We start from the raw sequence: 18,116 nt of genomic DNA, 5'->3' as shown, positions 1-18,116 counted from the left end.
GTAAACAACTGCTAAAAATTTAACCGCTCTTGTAGAAAAAAAGAGCATGTGTCGTTTTTGCTTTTGAGCGGCATTAAGCGTATAATCCGCGCGGCTTATTTTCGGGAGAACCCCGGAGAATAAAAATATTTCCTTTTAAATTATCATTTTTGACGGAGTAATTAATGTCTAGAAGACTGAGAAGAACAAAGATTGTATGTACTATGGGCCCAGCAACTGACCGCGATAACAATCTTGAGAAAATTATCGCAGCCGGTGCTAACGTGGTGCGTATGAACTTTTCCCACGGTACCCCGGACGATCATATCGAACGTGCTGCGCGCGTACGTGCGATTGCCAAGAAACTAGGTAAAACCGTGGCGATTTTAGGTGACTTACAAGGTCCTAAAATCCGTGTATCCACTTTTAAAGACGGCAAAATTTTCTTAAACATCGGCGATAAATTCATTCTTGATGCAGACTTGCCAAAAGGTGAAGGTAACCAAGAAGCTGTAGGCCTAGATTATAAAACCCTTCCACAAGACGTTGTTCCAGGCGACATTTTGTTACTTGACGATGGTCGTGTGCAATTAAAAGTGTTGTCCACCGAAGGTACAAAAGTATTCACTGAAGTGACTGTGGGCGGCCCACTTTCCAACAATAAAGGGATTAATAAATTAGGTGGTGGTCTATCTGCCGATGCATTAACCGATAAAGATAAAGCGGACATCATTACCGCAGCACGTATCGGTGTAGATTACTTAGCGGTTTCTTTCCCTCGCAGCGGTGCAGATTTGAACTACGCTCGCGAATTGGCTCTACAAGCCGGTCTTAATGCGAAAATCGTTGCTAAAGTAGAACGTGCTGAAGCGGTTTCTACTGATGAAGCAATGGACGATATCATTTTAGCTTCCGATGTGATCATGGTTGCCCGTGGTGACTTGGGGGTAGAAATTGGTGATCCGGAATTAGTCGGCGTACAGAAAAAATTAATCCGTCGTTCTCGCCAATTGAACCGTGCAGTTATCACTGCAACTCAAATGATGGAATCTATGATCAGCAACCCAATGCCAACCCGTGCGGAAGTAATGGACGTCGCGAATGCGGTATTGGACGGTACTGATGCAGTAATGCTTTCTGCGGAAACTGCTGCTGGTCAATATCCGGCTGAAACCGTTGCTGCAATGGCACGTGTGTGTTTAGGTGCAGAAAAAATGCCAAGCATCAATGTTTCTCACCACCGTTTAGATCGTCAGTTTGATAGCATTGATGAATCTGTAGCGATGTCTGCGATGTATTCTGCTAACCATATGAAAGGTGTGTCTGCAATTATCACCTTAACCCATAGCGGCCGTACTCCACTGCTAATGTCTCGTATCAGTTCCGGTTTGCCGATCTTCGCACTTTCCCGTGAAGAACAAACCTTAAATCGTTGTGCATTGTACCGTGGTGTTACTCCGGTTCGTTACGAGGGTGAAAGCCGTAGTGCAGCAGGTGCACAAGCTGCAATTAGCTTATTAAAAGAAAAAGGCTACTTGGTTTCTGGCGATTTAGTACTTCTCACTCAAGGTGATGATATTGCCCGTCAAACTAATGTTTGCCGTACCTTAATCGTTGAATAATTTAAGGTTTAATGTTGACTAAAAACGGTGGCTTGATGCCACCGTTTTTTATTTCCTTTTTGACTATTTTGATCTTTTCATCTTGGAGCTGTTTATCAAACGCCCCTCCGATTTTCAGAGTTTTTCCATAAAATGCATATAACTCATTGATTTTATTATGGATAGTTTAAGAAGTGAGATTGAGTTCGGGTTTTCAGTTCAGTTATCGGTTCGCATAAAGAAAAACCGCCGAAGGGCGGTTTTTAAGATTATTCAAATAGATTTTTTTCCGGCTGCTTGCTTGGCGTTTTACCGAGTACGGTTTCTTTCAAGACGCCAAGCAACTCTTTTTGAATGTGTTTGAGTTTGAGTTTTTCCTCACTTCGGAAAGTGAGTGGGCGACAAAATTCAATAGCTTTGATGCCCAATCGTGCGGTTAATAAACCAACGCCTAAGCCTTGGGCGATGCGGGAAGAGAGTTTGCCACTTAAATCCTGTGATAACCAGTCCATTCCCCAATCCTGAACCAATTCGGTAGCACCGGCAAAGGCCATATTGACCAATACCAAACGCAACAGGCGGATGCGTGTGAAATAGCCTAATTCAATACCGTAAATTTGCGCGATTTTATTGATGAGGCGAATACCGCGCCAAGCAACAAATAAGATATCAACTAAAGCCAAAGGGCTGATAGCCACTAATACAGCCGACTCGGCGGCCATTTGGCTAATCAGTTTCTTTGCCCGCTTATCAAATGTTGAGAGCACTTGTTGGGAAAATAACTGTGCGACTTCTTGTGGTGAATAGGCCTCATTAAGGCTTTGTTGCCATTGTTGAATTGCCGGTGATTGCGGATTGAGTTGCAAATTGTCGGCAATATCTAAACATTGTTGCTGTACCTGTGCTGCAGAAGGTTCTAAGGCTTGTTGGCGATCCCAAAGCGCCGCGGTTTGGTCGCGCAGTTGCTGGCGTCGCTTGAGGGCGCGCAGACGATGCAGTTCCGCGATAATTTCGGTAAAGGCGACGAGCACTACGGCGAGTCCAATCAAGGAAAAAGCTAAATAGATCCATTGATGATTGACGATCGCATCGTAAATCCATTGAATGGTTTGGGCTAAGCAGGCGATTCCAAAGAGAGCCGTTAGCCCTGCGAATATTTTGCCTAAACGGCTCTTTTGTGGCGCAAGCGCTTCATCGATGTGTTCTTCCAACAATTCACCTTCTAGCGGCTCATCGGGACTGATTTGTGCATCATCAAAGGTTTGTTTGCGTCGAAATTCGCTAGGCGCTTCGCTCTGCATTGGGATGTCAAAAATTTGTTTTTCCATGGTTTTCCTTTCATTTCATGACAAGCTTAAAGGAAAAATAAGGCGTGCATCGCAGATTGCAAGATGCACGCCTTGAGTTTAGCGATAAAAGGTCCGTTCGGGAACTTCAAGTCGGTATGCCTGCTGCCATTCATTGAGTGCTTGTTTGGCTAGCAATGCTAGCGCTGCATAAAATGGACAATCCTGTTGTGCAGCCAGTAAGCTTAATTGGTGAGGTGCCCAAGTCAGCAGATGTTGGCTGAAGAATTCTGGGAGCAGCGAAGGATTATTTTCTACTAAGTAGGCGCTTAGCATTAGCATCAGTCCAATATGATCTTCCGGTTCATCCAAGGCTGTCTCAAAATGAATGCCGTGCTGACGCATAAAGGCGCGTAATTCCAATAATGAATCGCCAAAAATCACCGATTCCTTATCCAAATAAACCGATCCCCAAGGCGGCGCAGGTAGCGCATTCGGGCCAATAAACAGGCGTTGATATTGCTCATCAAGTGCATCTTGAGGATCTTTTGCTAGTAGTGCAGCAGCTTCTGTTAACAGTGCTTGATCCTGTTGAAAAGGCCAAGCCGCAGGCCAATCAGTGTGTTGGAAAAAATCACGCATTGGCGCAAGGCGTTCATCTTGCGGTGGATAGTATAATAATGCACCTAACAAACGTCCGCAGAGCGCAATTTCGGCCGGTAATTCGTTTTTTAAATCAACCATAATAAAATCAATGAGTTAGCTGTTGTTTTAAAGAAAACTCCGGAAAATGGCATGGCGTTTGCCAATGCCTGTTATTCCTTATACAGGGCATTATATACGCCGCTTTCAAATTGTACTAATGGGCCGCGTTTGGTTTTGCTTTCCAATTCACCGGTGGAGTAGCCGTTAATAAATTGTACGAAGGCGACTTTTTCACCGCGGGCGTTAGTCATAAAGCCGGCTAAGTTGTAAACCCCTTTTAGAGAACCGGTTTTGGCGATAACATTTTTTACCAATGGTGCGTTGATCAAGCCGCCACGGCCGCTGATAGTACCGTCTACCCCGGCAATCGGGAAGGTTTCCATTAAATGTAGTTTGTCTTCGTTTTTAGCAATGTACTCGAGCACCGAGAGTAAGGTTTTCGGTGCCACCAAATTATGTCGGGATAAACCGGAACCATCGGCCAAAATACTGTTACCAAATTTGATGCCTTGTTTTTGTAATACCGATTTCACCGCCATGGTACCAAGCTGGAAGGACGCTGGGCGTTTGTAATAATGGTAGGCGATGGCACGGAATAGCCCGTCAGCAATTTGGTTGTCGGATTTTTTCATCATTTTTTTCAGTAATTCCGGCAACGGTTTGGAAAAATGTTCGGCTAATAAGGTGCCTTGTTGCGGTTTTTGTGGCAGTTTGACGGTGCCATTAAATTCGATATTCAAACGTTTCAATTGGCGTTGAATAATTGCCGCAGCGTAAGCATCGGTATCCTGCACCGCAAAACTTAAGCCAAAGGGTTTAGCTTGACGAGCCAAGCAGCCTTTGACCTGATAGCGATTGTTGTCATGCACCACAACATCCAATTGGCAATAAGGCGCTTCCTGAGCATCGGCAATATAAACTTGGCCGAATACTTGAATTGGGTATTGAGCCGGCACATTGATTTTGACGGTTTCTCCGACCGGTTGATTCGCATCCAATTCCGCATAGAAACAGTTATTGTCGATATTTGCGGCTGCCGGCGGAGAATTAAAACACATAGTCAGATCGTTCCAAATCCAACCCAAACCGCGGTCATGGCTAGCGAATACGGAGGTATCTAGGATCAGATCACCGTTGATTTTATTGATTCCCTGTTTGGATAATTCGGCCAATAGGCTATACAGCTGGCCACTGGTGAGATCAGGATCGCCGGTGAATTGTACAATGAGATTACCATTTAATACGCCGTTGGCGATTTGGCCATTGGTTAGTAGGGAGGTTTTGAATTTAAAATCATCTCCCAACACCAACTTGGCGGCGACAGCCGTAAATACCTTTTGAGTACTGGCCGGCAACATAAAGGTAGCTCCATTATTGTCGGCAATAATTTTTTGTTGATTGATGTTTTCTGCAATAAAGCCGACGGAAGCCCCTTCCGGTAATAATTTGGCATATTGGGAAACATCGACATCAGCAGCGGCATTAAAAGCGAGTCCGCCAAGTAGGGCGGCAGAAAATTGTAAGGAACGTGAAGAAAATTTAATCATTTTACGGCTTTGGGTTGCTATTTTTCTTAAGGCGCATAATAATAAGCCCCGATTGAATATGAGTAAATGATTTTTCTCATAAAAGCTTAATGACTACGGCAACGCGGTTGCGCTGCCGTGGTTTTCTTTTTGTTAAATTTTAAGGAAAAGCGTAATGAAACAGATTCCAATGACGGTGCGTGGTGCGGAGCTACTGCGTGAAGAACTGGATTTCTTAAAAAATACCCGCCGTCCCGAAATCATTAAAGCAATTGCCGAAGCTCGTGAGCACGGCGATTTGAAAGAAAATGCCGAATATCATGCAGCCCGTGAGCAACAAGGTTTTTGTGAAGGTCGTATTCAGGAAATCGAAGGTAAACTGGCTAACTGCCAAGTAATTGATGTCACTAAATTACCAAATAACGGTAAGGTGATTTTTGGGGCGACGGTTGTATTGGTGAATGTCGATACGGATGAGGAAGTGACTTATCAAATCGTCGGTGATGATGAAGCCGATATTAAAGCAGGATTAATTTCAGTTAATTCACCGATTGCCCGTGGTTTGATTGGTAAAGAGCTGGATGATAGCGTAACCATCGCTACACCGGGCGGCTCCGTTGAATTCGAGATTCTCGAAGTTAATTATCTCTAATAAAAAATCCCCTCCGTGTGGAGGGGATAACTATTATTTGCGGGGCAGTTGAATTTTTGCCTCTTCACTCGGTCTATACAGCACTAAAATATGGCCGATGGTTTGTACGTTAGAAGCCTTGGTTTCGCGCACGATGGCATCGATAATTAGCTGTTTGGTGTCGCGATCGGCACCGGCTACTTTGACTTTAATTAGTTCATGGTGATTGAGCGCGTTATCGATTTCTGCCAAAACACCTTCGGTAAGGCCATTGGCACCTAGCATAACCACCGGATTAAGGTGATGTGCTAGGCCTTTTAAATATTGTTTTTGTTTGGTTGATAAAGTTGTCATAAGAAACCCTTTAAATGAAATGAGTGGTGGGTATCGCAGAAAATATTCGATATTTCATCAACTTCCGCAACCGACCGTCTTGAATTTGGCGAATTGTACCCAAATATAGACGAAACGACTACAAAAAATAGAACAAAAGATAAAGATTATGGGAAAGAAAAAACGTTCGGCGAGTTCTTCACGTTGGCTAAACGAACATTTTAAGGATCCGTTTGTACAAAAAGCGCATAAACAAAAATTGCGCTCACGAGCCTATTTTAAACTTGATGAAATTCAGCAAACGGATCGTTTATTTAAACCGGGAATGACTGTGGTCGATTTAGGTGCAGCGCCGGGTGGTTGGTCGCAATACGCAGTAAGCCAAATCGGTTCCAAAGGTCGGGTAATTGCCTGTGATATTTTGGAAATGTCACCCATTGTCGGAGTAGATTTCCTACAGGGTGATTTTCGCGAGGAAAATGTCCTAAATGCTTTATTAGAGCGGGTAGGCGAAGCTAAGGTTGATGTGGTGATGTCTGATATGGCACCGAATTTTAGCGGTATGCCATCGGTGGATATTCCACGCGCTATGTATTTGGTGGAATTAGCTTTGGATATGTGCCGTCAAGTGTTGGCCTTGAAAGGGTCCTTTGTTGTGAAAGTGTTCCAAGGGGAAGGCTTTGATGACTATTTAAAAGAAATCCGTTCGCTGTTTAATGCAGTGAAGGTGCGCAAACCCGAGGCTTCCCGAGGTCGTTCGCGCGAGGTTTATATTGTCGCTTCGGGCTTTAAGGGCTGTTAGTGGTTCGTGTTATTGCCGAAAGGCTGATTGCATTAATCGCTTTTTCTTAGCGGGTAAATATAGTATCTTTTTACGCGTTTTTATTGATTAATTAAGGAAGGTTTTACTTTGAACGATATGGTCAAAAATCTCGTCTTGTGGATTGTGGTTGCGGTTGTCATGATGACTGCATACCAAAGTTTCAATTCATCGGCATCGGGAGATACGACGGATTACACCACATTCGCTTATGATGTGAGTAATGGTCAGGTAAAAGAAGTGCGCTTTGATGCCAATGAGATTGCCGTGACCAAAACCGATGGTGCTAAATACACTACAGTGATGCCACCATTAGAAGATAATAAATTGCTCGACGATTTATTAAGCAAAAAAGTCAAAGTGGAAGGTACTCCGATTGAACGTCGCGGTCTTTTATCACAAATTTTGATTTCCTGGTTCCCGATGTTGTTCTTGGTTGGGGTGTGGGTTTTCTTTATGCGTCAAATGCAAGGTGGTGGCGGCAAGGCCATGAGCTTTGGGAAAAGCCGTGCCAAGATGCTTACCCAGGATCAAATCAAAGTCACCTTTGCCGATGTGGCCGGTTGTGATGAAGCGAAGGAAGAAGTGGGCGAAATTGTTGATTTCTTACGTGATCCAAATAAATTCCAAAAACTCGGTGGCCGCATTCCAAAAGGTATTTTGATGGTAGGACCGCCGGGAACCGGTAAAACCTTATTGGCAAAAGCCATTGCCGGTGAGGCCAAAGTGCCATTTTTTACCATTTCCGGTTCTGATTTTGTGGAAATGTTTGTCGGGGTTGGTGCTTCACGGGTTCGTGATATGTTTGAACAGGCGAAGAAAAATGCGCCTTGTTTAATCTTTATCGATGAAATCGATGCAGTTGGTCGTCAACGTGGTGCAGGCCTAGGCGGTGGACATGATGAACGCGAACAAACCCTAAACCAAATGTTGGTGGAAATGGATGGTTTCGGCGGACATGATGGCGTTATTGTGATTGCTGCAACCAACCGACCGGATGTCTTGGACCCAGCATTAACCCGTCCGGGACGTTTTGACCGTCAGGTTGTGGTTGGTTTACCGGATGTGAAAGGTCGTGAACAGATCCTTAAAGTGCATATGCGTAAAGTACCGGTTGCTCCGGATGTTAATGCAATGACCTTAGCACGTGGTACACCGGGGTACTCCGGTGCGGATTTAGCCAACTTGGTGAATGAGGCCGCATTGTTTGCTGCACGTTCCGATAAACGAACAGTGACTATGTTGGAATTTGAAAAAGCCAAGGATAAGATCAACATGGGACCGGAACGCCGTACCATGGTGATGACCGAGAAACAAAAAGAATCTACGGCTTATCATGAAGCTGGACATGCGATTGTGGGGTATTTAGTACCTGAACACGATCCGGTGCACAAAGTGACCATTATTCCACGCGGCCGCGCTTTAGGGGTTACCTTCTTCTTACCGGAAGGCGATCAAATTAGCATTAGTCAAAAACAATTGGAAAGCAAATTGTCCACCATGTATGCGGGACGTTTGGCGGAAGAATTGATTTATGGCGAGGAAAATGTTTCCACGGGTGCATCCAATGATATTAAAGTGGCAACTAATATTGCCCGTAATATGGTGACCCAATGGGGCTTCTCGGAAAAACTTGGCCCGATTCTATATGCGGAAGATGAAGGCGAAGTATTCCTTGGCCGCTCCATGGCGAAAGCGAAACATATGTCCGATGAAACCGCTCATTTGATCGATGAAGAAGTGCGAGCGCTAATTGCCCGCAATTATGATCGAGCGCGTCAATTGTTGCTTGATAATATGGATATTCTACATGCCATGAAAGATGCTTTGGTGAAATATGAAACCATCGAAGAAGAGCAAATCAAACAATTGATGGAACGTCGTCCGGTGACCGCACCGAGTGGTTGGGAAGAGGTTCAAGAGAATGGCCAAGCCCAACGTACGGAAGCAGAGCAACCGACAGATAAAGCGCAAGACGATAATCAACAAGATGTCTAAGAAAAAGCCCCGAGTTTTCGGGGCTTCTTTTTTATTTAAGAAAATCAATGCATTATAGGTTTTAAAGGCAACTATAATAAAATCAATGAGTTAGCTGCTATTTTGGGCAAAACGTTGAAAAACGGGAGGGCGTTTTGAGCGCGTCCTCCCGTTTTGTTATGCATCTTTTAATTTATCCAATAATTTTTGATGGATACCGCCGAAGCTGCCGTTAGACATGACCAAAATATGGTCGGTCGGTTTAGCTTCAGCCACAATCATATCCACCAGTTTATCTAGGTTTCCACTCCAGTGAGCCGGTTGAACGCATTGTGAAGCGATTTCCGCCACCTCCCAAGGAATGTTATCGGGTTGCAGCATAAATACCACATCAGCACGTCCTAATGCCGGCGCAATCTCATCCTTGTGGACGCCCATTTTCATGGTGTTGGAACGGGGTTCCAAAACAGCCAAGATGCGCACCCCTCCGCCAACTTTATCACGCAGGGCGGTAAGTGTTGCCAAAATAGCTTCCGGATGATGGGCGAAATCGTCATATACGGTGATTCCATTCACTTCGCCTTTAACTTCCAAACGGCGTTTAGCATTGATAAACGAGCCCAGTGCGCGACAACTATCGGTAATGGCTACACCGGCATGGTAGGCTGCAGCAATCGCCATTAAGGCATTGTGCATATTATGTTGCCCCACGATATCCCAATGTACTTCGGCCACTTTTTCACCTAGGTGGAAGACGGCAAATTGGCTGCAATCATTGGTAATACGTTCAGCAAACCATTCTTTATGCTTGCCGATAAATTGTTGTTCGGACCAACAGCCCATCGCCAAGGTTTCTTTCGCACTTTGTTCATCGGCTAGGGAAAGAATGCGGCCACTGCTTGGGATGGTTCGGATCATATGATGGAATTGCCGTTGGATCGCCGCCAAATTATCAAAAATATCGGCGTGGTCAAAACTGATGTTATTGATGATGAGCGTTTTCGGATTGTAATGTACGAATTTGGAACGTTTGTCAAAGAAAGCGGTGTCATATTCATCGGCTTCGATAACAAAGAAATTGCTGTCGCCTAAGCGGGCAGAGGTGCCAAAGTTGCCGGCAATCCCGCCAACTAAGAATCCTGGGTTGAGGCCATTTTGTTCTAAAATCCAGGTTAGCATACCGGTGGTAGTGGTTTTTCCATGAGTACCGGAAACGGCCAATACCCAGCGATCACGCAATAAATGATCATGTAGCCATTGTGGCCCAGAGGTGTAAGGCAGAGCATTGTCCAACACATATTCTACGCAGGGATTACCACGTTTCATGGCATTCCCGATAATCACCATGTCCGGCGCAGGTTGCAATTGTGCAACATCGTAGTTAGCAATGATTTCAATACCTTGCTGTTGTAGGAAGGTGCTCATTGGCGGGTAAACATTGGTATCGGAGCCGGTGACATGATACCCCATTTGTTTGGCGATCATCGCAACGCCGCCCATAAAGGTACCGCAGATTCCAAGAATGTGAATATGTTTCATATTGTTCCTCAAAAAAAGAAGGGCTTGTCAGGCAAGCCCTTTTGTTAAAAATTAGGCCAGGCGGGCAAAGGCATTTTGTAGATCGGTAATTAGCTCATCGCAATCTTCGAAGCCGATATGTAGGCGAATCAATGAACCGCTAAGCTTGCGTTCGATGCCCGGGCGGATTTTTGCAATTTCTTCCGGTTGGTTACATAAAACCAGAGATTCAAAACCGCCCCAGGAATAGGCCATGGTAAAGAGCTCAAAATTATCCATAAAACAGGCCAATTCTTGGTCGCTTAGACGCTTATGAAGTTCAAAGGAAAATAGGCCGCTGGCAGCGCTGAAATCCCGTTGAAAGAATTCGTGTCCCGGACAGCTTGGCAATGCCGGATGGTACACTGCTTTAACCTGTGGTTGTTGCGCTAACCATCGGGCAATTTTCAGACTGCTTTCATGATGTTGTTTTAGACGTACAGCAAGAGTACGGATGCCACGCGCAGTAGTGTAGGCGGTATCAGCATCGACCATTTGCCCCATTAGATAGGAGTGTTCGCGCAGTTGATCCCAAGTGCGAGCATTTGCCACGGCAGTACCAATCATGGCATCGGAATGACCGACTAAGTATTTGGTTCCGGCTTGAATGGAAATATCAATATCATGTTCAAGGGCTTTAAATAAAATACCGCCGCCCCAAGTATTATCAATCATAATCACAATTTCCGGATTTACCGCCCGAACAGCTTTTACGATCGTTGGAATATCCGGTACTTCCATGGTTAAAGAGCTTGGTGATTCCAAGAACAACACTTTGGTATTGGGTTGTACCAATTGAGCAATGTCAGCACCGAGCATTGGATCATAATAAGTGGTATCAATCTGCATTTTCTTAAGGATATGATTGCAGAAATCTTGGGTTGGCTCATAGGCCGCACCAGTCATTAACACATGATCACCGCTGGCTACGAAGGATAAAATGGCATTGGTGACGGCTGCCGCCCCACAAGGGTAAAGATAACAGCCAGCACCACCTTCCATTTCACACAAGAGATCCTGTAATGCGAAATGGGTGAGGGTACCGCGACGGCCATAGAAAAGCTCGCCCTTGTAACGATTACGGGTCGCCTGTTTTTTATCGGCAATAGTATCGAAAACTAATGAGGAAGCCCGTTGAATTACCGGGTTTACGGCGCCTTGGGTATAGCGTTTTTTACGCCCCGCGTGCACCAATGTTGTTGCTAGTTGTGCTTTCATATTTCTTCTCTATTTTGTTATAAAAGTTAATGCTTCTTATCGGTTTGATAGATAAAAACAGCTGTTAAAACACGGTGGTTTTCTTTAGGATTCTGACCGTAGTGCTACGGCACGTATTTTCCACAACGTTTAAGAGGAATTTAGATTATGGTATTAGTTACCCGTCAAGCCCCAGATTTTACTTCATCTGCAGTTTTAGGCAATGGTGAAATCGTTGATAACTTCAATTTCAAACAACACATTGCAGGCAAAGCTGCAGTGATTTTCTTCTATCCATTAGACTTCACTTTCGTTTGCCCATCAGAATTAATCGCGTTTGATCACCGTTATGAAGAATTCAAAAAACGCGGTGTGGAAGTCGTTGGCGTGTCTATTGACTCCCAATTTACTCACAATGCATGGCGTAACACTCCAACTGACCAAGGTGGTATCGGTCAAGTACGTTACGCGTTAGCCGCTGACGTGAAACACGAAATCGCAAAAGCTTACGGTATTGAACATCCTGAAGCTGGTGTTGCATTACGTGCATCTTTCTTAATCGACAAAAACGGCGTAGTACGTCACCAAGTTGTGAATGACCTACCACTAGGTCGTAACATCGATGAAATGTTACGTATGGTTGATGCTTTACAATTCCACGAAGAGCACGGTGAAGTTTGCCCGGCACAATGGGAAAAAGGTAAAGAAGGTATGAAAGACAACCCTGAAGGCGTTGCTAAATACTTAAAACAAAATGCTGACAAGCTTTAATTTGTAACTAAATTAATCGTCAAACAAAAAAGCCACCCTTAGGTGGCTTTTTTATATCCTTATGCGGAATGAACAAACTGAGTTTAATGTTCTCTAGTTTTAAAGAAAGTGACATCAGGATAACGTTCTTGGGCTAGATTTAAGTTCACCATCGTTGGCGCAATGTAGGTGAGATTATCGCCACCGTCTAGCGCAAGATTTTGCTCATTTTTACGTTTGAACTCTTCAAATTTCTTATTGTCGGTACATTCTACCCAACGCGCGGTTGCCACATTGACGGTTTCATAAATGGCTTCGACGTTGTATTCCGATTTCAGGCGGGAAACTACCACATCAAATTGCAATACACCCACCGCACCTACGATTAAATCATTATTGCTTAATGGACGGAAGACCTGCACCGCACCTTCTTCAGAAAGCTGCACCAAGCCTTTTAACAATTGTTTTTGTTTCAATGGATCTTTCAAACGAATGCGGCGGAATAATTCCGGTGCAAAGTTTGGTATGCCGGTAAATTTCATATCTTCACCTTGCGTGAAGGTATCACCAATTTGAATCGTACCGTGATTGTGCAAGCCGATAATATCGCCTGCATAGGCTTCCTCGGCATGGGTACGATCACCCGCCATAAAGGTCAGTGCATCGGAAATAACCACATCTTTACCAATACGCACGTGTTTGAGCTTCATGCCTTTTTCATATTTACCGGAAACTACACGCAGGAACGCCACGCGGTCACGGTGTTTTGGATCCATATTGGCTTGAATTTTAAACACGAAACCGCTGAATTTCTCTTCTTCAGCTGAAACTTTACGGCAATCCGCTTGACGGGCTTGTGGAGCCGGCGCCCATTCGGTTAAGCCGTCTAAGAAATGATCCACCCCAAAGTTACCGAGCGCGGTACCGAAAAAGACCGGTGTTAATTCACCGCTTAAGAATAGATCCAAATCAAATTCATTACTTGCGCCTTGCACGAGTTCCAATTCGTCACGCAATTGTTGCGCTAAGTCGTCGCCTACCGCATTATCTAATTCCGGATTATTCAAGCCTTTCACGATACGAACTTCTTGAATAGTAGAACCCTGTCCGCTTTGGTATAAATAGGTTTCATCTTTGTATAAATGGTACACACCCTTAAATAACTTACCGCAGCCAATCGGCCAAGTAATAGGCGCACAATGAATTTTTAACACGCTTTCCACTTCATCCAACAATTCCATTGGATCGCGGATGTCGCGGTCAAGTTTGTTCATAAACGTGATAATCGGCGTATCGCGCAAACGGGTGACTTCCATTAATTTAATGGTACGTTCCTCAACCCCTTTTGCCGCATCGATTACCATCAGGCAACTGTCCACCGCGGTAAGCGTACGGTAGGTGTCTTCCGAGAAGTCCTCATGCCCCGGGGTGTCCAATAAATTCACTAAGCATTCATTGTAAGGAAATTGCATCACTGAGGTGGTAATGGAAATCCCACGTTGTTTTTCCATCTCCATCCAGTCTGATTTTGCGTGTTGTGCCGAACCCTTACCTTTTACCGAACCGGCTTTTTGAATAGCATTGCCGTATAACAATACTTTTTCGGTAATGGTGGTTTTACCCGCATCGGGGTGGGAAATAATCGCAAATGTGCGACGTTTATTCACTTCTTCTAATGGATAACTCATCTGTCTCAATTCTTATTGCTCAAAAATGGGCGCTATTGTCGCTGATTTTGCCCGTCGGCTCAAATTTTATTGCTTAAGCAAGTTTAAGCGATGTGACAAACGCCCCTTCGAAAATAAAAGTTTTTTCCAAAACAAGGTGTAACTTGTTGATTTTATTTAATATATTTTAAAAAAACAAGAGGTTTTGAGGTGATTCAGGGAGCATCTGGATATTGAGGTGGGGGAAGTCACGGAAGCATTTCGAGCAAACCGGATTAAAAATTTTGATTTTTTGAGGTTGGTATCAATAGGTTGACGCTAACTATGTTAGGAAGGCTATAGAGAAGCTCGAAAAATATTAAGAGAAGTAAAAAAGAGTGGTGATTTCAATGAAAAATGCAAAATAAACGCGGTGAAAGTTTATTTTTAAAGTATTTCTAATAAAATCAATGACTTGCCATTACTTTTTCAGAAAGCTTTGAAAAACACCACCGCGTTTGAGAGAGCGGATTAAGCTACGATATTGAATTGCTCTTTCATTAGCGCTTCGAAATCGGTACAACCGCCGATTGGTTTTTCATCGATAAAGATTTGTGGCACGGTTTCAACCGGTTTGCCAACGGATTTGGATAAATCTTCTTTGGTAATGCCTTCCGCGTGAATATCCACATAACGGTAATCAAAATCGGCTACTTCGCCTTTTAATTTTTCCGCTAAATTTTTTGCGCGTACGCAATAAGGGCAGCCTGGACGGCCAAAAATTACTACGAACATAATGATTTCCTCTTGATTGGATTAAAAAACGCAGCGATTTTACCTGATTTGAACAATCCGAAGAAAGGCTTTTTCAGGATTGCTCCGATTGGTGTAGTATATCGACGGTTTTTTCGGAGCTATAAGGATGGCAATGAATTTATTAATGTTATGCCGCGAACCACGACTATATAGTTGTCAGCGTTTATGCGAGGCGGCTGCGGCTCGTGGGCATCAAATGGATATATTGGATCCCAATCGTTTTTTATTGCGCTTGTCCGAGGCTGGAACATTTTCGCTGTATTATCAAGCCAAGGAAACGCAAGCGGCGTATTCGCTGCAGGATTATGATGGGGTATTGCCTCGTTTTGGAGTGACTAGCAATCAGCAAGGTTGTGCCGTGTTGGAACATTTGCTGGCGCGCGGTGCAGTGAGTTTAAATTCGCCACAAGCCTTTGCACTAGCACGCGATAAATGGCAATCCTTGCAATATTTGGCTGCAGCCGGCTTGCCATTGCCGGATAGCTATTTAAGCGGACGGGAAGTGAGTGCTGAGACACTATTGGCACAATTGTCTCCGCCACTGATTATTAAAACCTTGGCCGGAATGCAAGGGGTGGGTGTGATGTTGGCGGAAAGTGTCAAAAGTGCCCATGGCTTGTTGGATTTTTTATATCAAAACGGTACACCGGCCTTGCAACAGGAATTTATTGCAGAGGCTGAAAGCGCCGATATTCGCGCCTTTGTGGTGGGAGAACGGGTTGTTGCTGCCATGCGACGGATTGGTAAAAAAGAGGATTTTCGTGCGAATTTTCATCGTGGTGGACGGGCTGAGTCGGTTCAATTAAGTGTTGGTGAGCAACAGTTGGCGGTAGCTGCAGCAAAAGCATTGGGACTCGAGGTGGCCGGAGTGGATTTGATTCCATCAGCGCGTGGACTGCTGGTCTTGGAGGTTAATGCATCGCCGGGTTTGGAGATGATTGAGCAAACCAGCGGCATAGATATTGCGAGCGAAATGATTGCATTGTTAGAAAAGAAGGTAAAACAAAAGGGCTAATAAGCCCTTTTTGATTTTTGTGTACGCCATTGAATGGCGAGTCAATTATCCCGGTAAATTATTTCGTTGGTCGTAATTTGGCGGTAATTCCGGCATGGTACTTTCTTCGTCAAAGGGTTCGCTGGACGGATGTAATTTAAATTCTTGGAAATCATGCCCACTTTTTTCTTTGCCGGTTAGCTGGGGTTGTAGTTTGCTAAAACTACTTTTTGGCGAAAGCCAAATATCAATAAATGCCTGGGTAAATTTTGCATCAAACTCATGATCCAAAATGGTGTCATTAAGTACGAAATAGCCGCGATCCTCTAAGGCGATAAAATTCAAAATATCGTTAGGCGAAAAATCTGGAAAAATTTGCTGCATTTTTTTCAGCCAAGCAGTGGTGTCATCGGTACTTAATTTTTGCGCCTCCATTTCTTTTACCAAGGTAATCGCAAAGTTTTTCCCTTCGATCGGTTTTTCATAACGCACGGAAAACATTAATGGACGTTCATTTGCTTGATAATGCCCGTTTTCAGAATAGAGTCCGACCGTGTAAACATGGAATGGACCCCAAGTATATTCGGCGTTACCAACCGGTTGCCATTGCGCCATTAAAGGACCACAAAAGACAGCGCCGACAAGCGGCAATAAAAATTTTAATTTCATAGCATGACTAAATAGTGAAAATTGCGGCGATTATAGCAAAAGGCCGGGAAAAGAGTAAAACGAATAAAAAAGGCGGGTTCCCCCGCCTGATACTTATTGATTTTTTTGCTTATTTTAAGCTGCCAACCATGTCTTCCGGACGAACCCATTTATCGAAGTCTTCTGCAGAAACTAAGCCTAAGTTAATGGCTTCTTCGCGTAGGGTTGTACCGTTTTTGTGTGCGGTTTTAGCAATTTTTGCTGCATTTTCATAACCAATGTGGGTATTTAATGCAGTTACTAACATTAATGAATTTTCCAATTGTTGTTTGATGCGAGGGTAGTTTGGTTGAATACCGGTTGCACAGTGTTCATCAAAGGACACGCAAGCATCGGCCAATAATTGAGCGGATTGTAAGAAATTCGCAACCATTACTGGGTTGAATACGTTCAATTGGAAATGACCTTGTGAGCCAACAAAAGAGATAGTGGTATCGTTACCGAATACTTGCGCACATACCATTGTTAATGCTTCACATTGTGTTGGGTTTACTTTACCCGGCATGATTGATGAGCCTGGTTCATTTTCCGGAATTAAGATTTCACCGATACCGGAACGTGGACCGGATGCTAATAAACGAATGTCGTTAGCAATTTTGAATAGGCTCACGGCAAGTTGTTTTAATGCCCCGTGGGTTTCAACCATCGCATCATGAGCTGCAAGCGCTTCAAATTTATTTTCTGCAGTCACAAATGGGAAACCGGTAAATTGAGCGATATATTCAGCAACTTTTACATCGTAACCTTTTGGTGTATTTAAACCCGTACCTACAGCTGTACCGCCAAGTGCTAATTGGCTTAAATGTGGAAGGGTATTTTTAAGTGCACGCAGACCAAAGTCTAATTGAGCAGCATAAGCAGAGAACTCTTGACCTAGGGTTAATGGTGTTGCGTCCATTAAATGGGTACGGCCAATTTTTACCACGTCTTTAAATTCAGCAGATTTTTGCGCAAAGGTTTTTTGTAAACGTTCTACCGCAGGAATTGTTTTTTCAACGACTTTTTTGTATGCCGCAATATGCATTGCTGTTGGGAAGGTGTCGTTTGAAGATTGGGATTTATTCACATCATCGTTCGGGTGAACAAAGGATTTTTCGCCCAATTTGCCACCGTGTAATACGTGTGCACGGTTAGCCACTACTTCATTGACGTTCATATTGGATTGGGTACCGGAACCGGTCTGCCAAATTACCAATGGGAATTGATCATCTAATTTACCGGCAAGAATTTCATCACAGGCCGCAGCAATAAGATCGCGTTTTTCAGTGGATAAAACACCAAGATCGGCATTGGCGAATGCTGCTGCTTTTTTCAAATAGCCGAAAGCTTCAATGACTTCGTGTGGCATAGACGCGGCAGGGCCGATTTTAAAGTTATTGCGTGAACGTTCGGTTTGTGCAGCCCAGTATTTATCGGCTGGCACTTGAACTTCGCCCATGGTGTCTTTCTCAATACGAAATGTCATGTTGTTCTCCTATTTATGTTTAGAGTAAAAAATTCGGCCAAGATTCTACCACCCAGGTGGTATGAATAAAACGTAAGAAAATTGTTAAAACTTACTTTTGTGACCTAGATCATAAAATAGAGTGA

The 18,116-nt window shown here is 44.0% G+C and carries 16 protein-coding genes; 6 read left to right on the top strand and 10 right to left on the bottom strand.

The annotated features are described in order from the left end of the window. Nucleotides 1–164 precede the first annotated feature (164 nt). Nucleotides 165–1,601, top strand: coding sequence for a pyruvate kinase (gene pyk / locus CKV74_RS08970; protein WP_039847897.1), 1,437 nt, complete (start codon nucleotides 165–167; stop codon nucleotides 1,599–1,601). Between the two features lie 248 nt (nucleotides 1,602–1,849). On the opposite strand, the gene CKV74_RS08965 is transcribed toward pyk, so the two are convergent. The 3 genes from CKV74_RS08965 to dacB all read right to left on the bottom strand — a co-directional run bounded on the left by CKV74_RS08965 (nucleotide 1,850) and on the right by dacB (nucleotide 5,118). Further along, complete coding sequence (locus CKV74_RS08965) at nucleotides 1,850–2,908, bottom strand: TIGR01620 family protein (protein WP_095177039.1); 1,059 nt, start codon at nucleotides 2,906–2,908, stop codon at nucleotides 1,850–1,852. A 78-nt stretch (nucleotides 2,909–2,986) separates the two neighbouring features. Beyond that, nucleotides 2,987–3,610: a Tat proofreading chaperone DmsD gene (dmsD, locus tag CKV74_RS08960; protein ID WP_007243165.1), complete on the bottom strand. Its 624-nt coding sequence runs from the start codon at nucleotides 3,608–3,610 to the stop codon at nucleotides 2,987–2,989. Nucleotides 3,611–3,681: 71 nt separating this feature from the next. Then, the gene (dacB, locus tag CKV74_RS08955) at nucleotides 3,682–5,118 is read right to left on the bottom strand and encodes a serine-type D-Ala-D-Ala carboxypeptidase (RefSeq protein WP_095177038.1); all 1,437 of its coding nucleotides are present in this window, start codon (nucleotides 5,116–5,118) and stop codon (nucleotides 3,682–3,684) included. Nucleotides 5,119–5,272: 154 nt separating this feature from the next. Here dacB and greA point away from each other — a divergent pair, with 154 nt between their 5' ends. Beyond that, nucleotides 5,273–5,749 (top strand): transcription elongation factor GreA, encoded by a 477-nt coding sequence (greA, locus tag CKV74_RS08950; protein ID WP_007243132.1) that lies wholly within the window; start codon nucleotides 5,273–5,275, stop codon nucleotides 5,747–5,749. A 33-nt stretch (nucleotides 5,750–5,782) separates the two neighbouring features. On the opposite strand, the gene yhbY is transcribed toward greA, so the two are convergent. Continuing rightward, entirely contained in the window at nucleotides 5,783–6,082 is a 300-nt protein-coding gene (gene yhbY / locus CKV74_RS08945; protein WP_007243164.1) for a ribosome assembly RNA-binding protein YhbY, read from the bottom strand. 148 nt (nucleotides 6,083–6,230) lie between these two features. Between yhbY and rlmE the strand changes: the two genes are divergently transcribed. Together rlmE and ftsH are read left to right on the top strand one after the other, a co-directional pair. Continuing rightward, a complete protein-coding gene (rlmE, locus tag CKV74_RS08940; protein WP_095177037.1) occupies nucleotides 6,231–6,863 on the top strand; it encodes a 23S rRNA (uridine(2552)-2'-O)-methyltransferase RlmE in 633 nt (210 codons plus the stop codon). A gap of 117 nt (nucleotides 6,864–6,980) precedes the next feature. After that, nucleotides 6,981–8,879, top strand: a complete 1,899-nt coding sequence (gene ftsH, locus CKV74_RS08935; RefSeq protein WP_094188663.1) for an ATP-dependent zinc metalloprotease FtsH — start codon at nucleotides 6,981–6,983, stop codon at nucleotides 8,877–8,879. Between the two features lie 156 nt (nucleotides 8,880–9,035). Here the strand turns inward: ftsH and mpl are convergent, their stop codons facing one another. Next, the gene (gene mpl / locus CKV74_RS08930; RefSeq protein WP_007243135.1) at nucleotides 9,036–10,397 is read right to left on the bottom strand and encodes a UDP-N-acetylmuramate:L-alanyl-gamma-D-glutamyl-meso-diaminopimelate ligase; all 1,362 of its coding nucleotides are present in this window, start codon (nucleotides 10,395–10,397) and stop codon (nucleotides 9,036–9,038) included. Nucleotides 10,398–10,448: 51 nt separating this feature from the next. Further along, nucleotides 10,449–11,633 carry a cystathionine beta-lyase gene (metC, locus tag CKV74_RS08925; protein ID WP_007243151.1) on the bottom strand — a complete coding sequence of 395 codons (1,185 nt, stop codon included), beginning with the start codon at nucleotides 11,631–11,633 and terminating at the stop codon, nucleotides 10,449–10,451. Between the two features lie 147 nt (nucleotides 11,634–11,780). Here metC and CKV74_RS08920 point away from each other — a divergent pair, with 147 nt between their 5' ends. After that, entirely contained in the window at nucleotides 11,781–12,383 is a 603-nt protein-coding gene (locus CKV74_RS08920; protein ID WP_007243134.1) for a peroxiredoxin C, read from the top strand. An 83-nt stretch (nucleotides 12,384–12,466) separates the two neighbouring features. On the opposite strand, the gene prfC is transcribed toward CKV74_RS08920, so the two are convergent. Together prfC and CKV74_RS08910 are read right to left on the bottom strand one after the other, a co-directional pair. Continuing rightward, nucleotides 12,467–14,050 (bottom strand): peptide chain release factor 3, encoded by a 1,584-nt coding sequence (prfC, locus tag CKV74_RS08915; protein ID WP_007243107.1) that lies wholly within the window; start codon nucleotides 14,048–14,050, stop codon nucleotides 12,467–12,469. 489 nt (nucleotides 14,051–14,539) lie between these two features. Next, a complete protein-coding gene (locus CKV74_RS08910) occupies nucleotides 14,540–14,803 on the bottom strand; it encodes a GrxA family glutaredoxin (RefSeq protein ID WP_095177036.1) in 264 nt (87 codons plus the stop codon). A 133-nt stretch (nucleotides 14,804–14,936) separates the two neighbouring features. Here CKV74_RS08910 and CKV74_RS08905 point away from each other — a divergent pair, with 133 nt between their 5' ends. Then, nucleotides 14,937–15,839, top strand: coding sequence for an ATP-grasp domain-containing protein (locus CKV74_RS08905; protein WP_039847903.1), 903 nt, complete (start codon nucleotides 14,937–14,939; stop codon nucleotides 15,837–15,839). A gap of 45 nt (nucleotides 15,840–15,884) precedes the next feature. On the opposite strand, the gene CKV74_RS08900 is transcribed toward CKV74_RS08905, so the two are convergent. Together CKV74_RS08900 and fumC are read right to left on the bottom strand one after the other, a co-directional pair. Further along, nucleotides 15,885–16,487 carry a chalcone isomerase family protein gene (locus CKV74_RS08900; RefSeq protein ID WP_095177035.1) on the bottom strand — a complete coding sequence of 201 codons (603 nt, stop codon included), beginning with the start codon at nucleotides 16,485–16,487 and terminating at the stop codon, nucleotides 15,885–15,887. A 109-nt stretch (nucleotides 16,488–16,596) separates the two neighbouring features. After that, on the bottom strand, nucleotides 16,597–17,991 hold the full coding sequence (fumC, locus tag CKV74_RS08895; protein WP_007243150.1) for a class II fumarate hydratase: 1,395 nt from the start codon (nucleotides 17,989–17,991) through the stop codon (nucleotides 16,597–16,599). Between the last annotated feature and the right edge of the window lie 125 nt (nucleotides 17,992–18,116).

The organism is Haemophilus pittmaniae, from assembly GCF_900186995.1.
GTDB classification, from domain to species: Bacteria; Pseudomonadota; Gammaproteobacteria; order Enterobacterales; family Pasteurellaceae; genus Haemophilus_D; species Haemophilus_D pittmaniae.
The sequence above is the reverse complement of the archived record's forward strand: the minus strand, read 5'-3'. Positions and strand labels throughout refer to the sequence as shown.

Coding starts and splice junctions, on each gene's coding strand:
- pyk (WP_039847897.1), top strand. CDS start 165: ATGTCTAGAAGACTGAGAAGAACAAAGATTGTATGTACTATGGGCCCA.
- CKV74_RS08965 (WP_095177039.1), bottom strand. CDS start 2,908: ATGGAAAAACAAATTTTTGACATCCCAATGCAGAGCGAAGCGCCTAGC.
- dmsD (WP_007243165.1), bottom strand. CDS start 3,610: ATGGTTGATTTAAAAAACGAATTACCGGCCGAAATTGCGCTCTGCGGA.
- dacB (WP_095177038.1), bottom strand. CDS start 5,118: ATGATTAAATTTTCTTCACGTTCCTTACAATTTTCTGCCGCCCTACTT.
- greA (WP_007243132.1), top strand. CDS start 5,273: ATGAAACAGATTCCAATGACGGTGCGTGGTGCGGAGCTACTGCGTGAA.
- yhbY (WP_007243164.1), bottom strand. CDS start 6,082: ATGACAACTTTATCAACCAAACAAAAACAATATTTAAAAGGCCTAGCA.
- rlmE (WP_095177037.1), top strand. CDS start 6,231: ATGGGAAAGAAAAAACGTTCGGCGAGTTCTTCACGTTGGCTAAACGAA.
- ftsH (WP_094188663.1), top strand. CDS start 6,981: ATGGTCAAAAATCTCGTCTTGTGGATTGTGGTTGCGGTTGTCATGATG.
- mpl (WP_007243135.1), bottom strand. CDS start 10,397: ATGAAACATATTCACATTCTTGGAATCTGCGGTACCTTTATGGGCGGC.
- metC (WP_007243151.1), bottom strand. CDS start 11,633: ATGAAAGCACAACTAGCAACAACATTGGTGCACGCGGGGCGTAAAAAA.
- CKV74_RS08920 (WP_007243134.1), top strand. CDS start 11,781: ATGGTATTAGTTACCCGTCAAGCCCCAGATTTTACTTCATCTGCAGTT.
- prfC (WP_007243107.1), bottom strand. CDS start 14,050: ATGAGTTATCCATTAGAAGAAGTGAATAAACGTCGCACATTTGCGATT.
- CKV74_RS08910 (WP_095177036.1), bottom strand. CDS start 14,803: ATGTTCGTAGTAATTTTTGGCCGTCCAGGCTGCCCTTATTGCGTACGC.
- CKV74_RS08905 (WP_039847903.1), top strand. CDS start 14,937: ATGAATTTATTAATGTTATGCCGCGAACCACGACTATATAGTTGTCAG.
- CKV74_RS08900 (WP_095177035.1), bottom strand. CDS start 16,487: ATGAAATTAAAATTTTTATTGCCGCTTGTCGGCGCTGTCTTTTGTGGT.
- fumC (WP_007243150.1), bottom strand. CDS start 17,991: ATGACATTTCGTATTGAGAAAGACACCATGGGCGAAGTTCAAGTGCCA.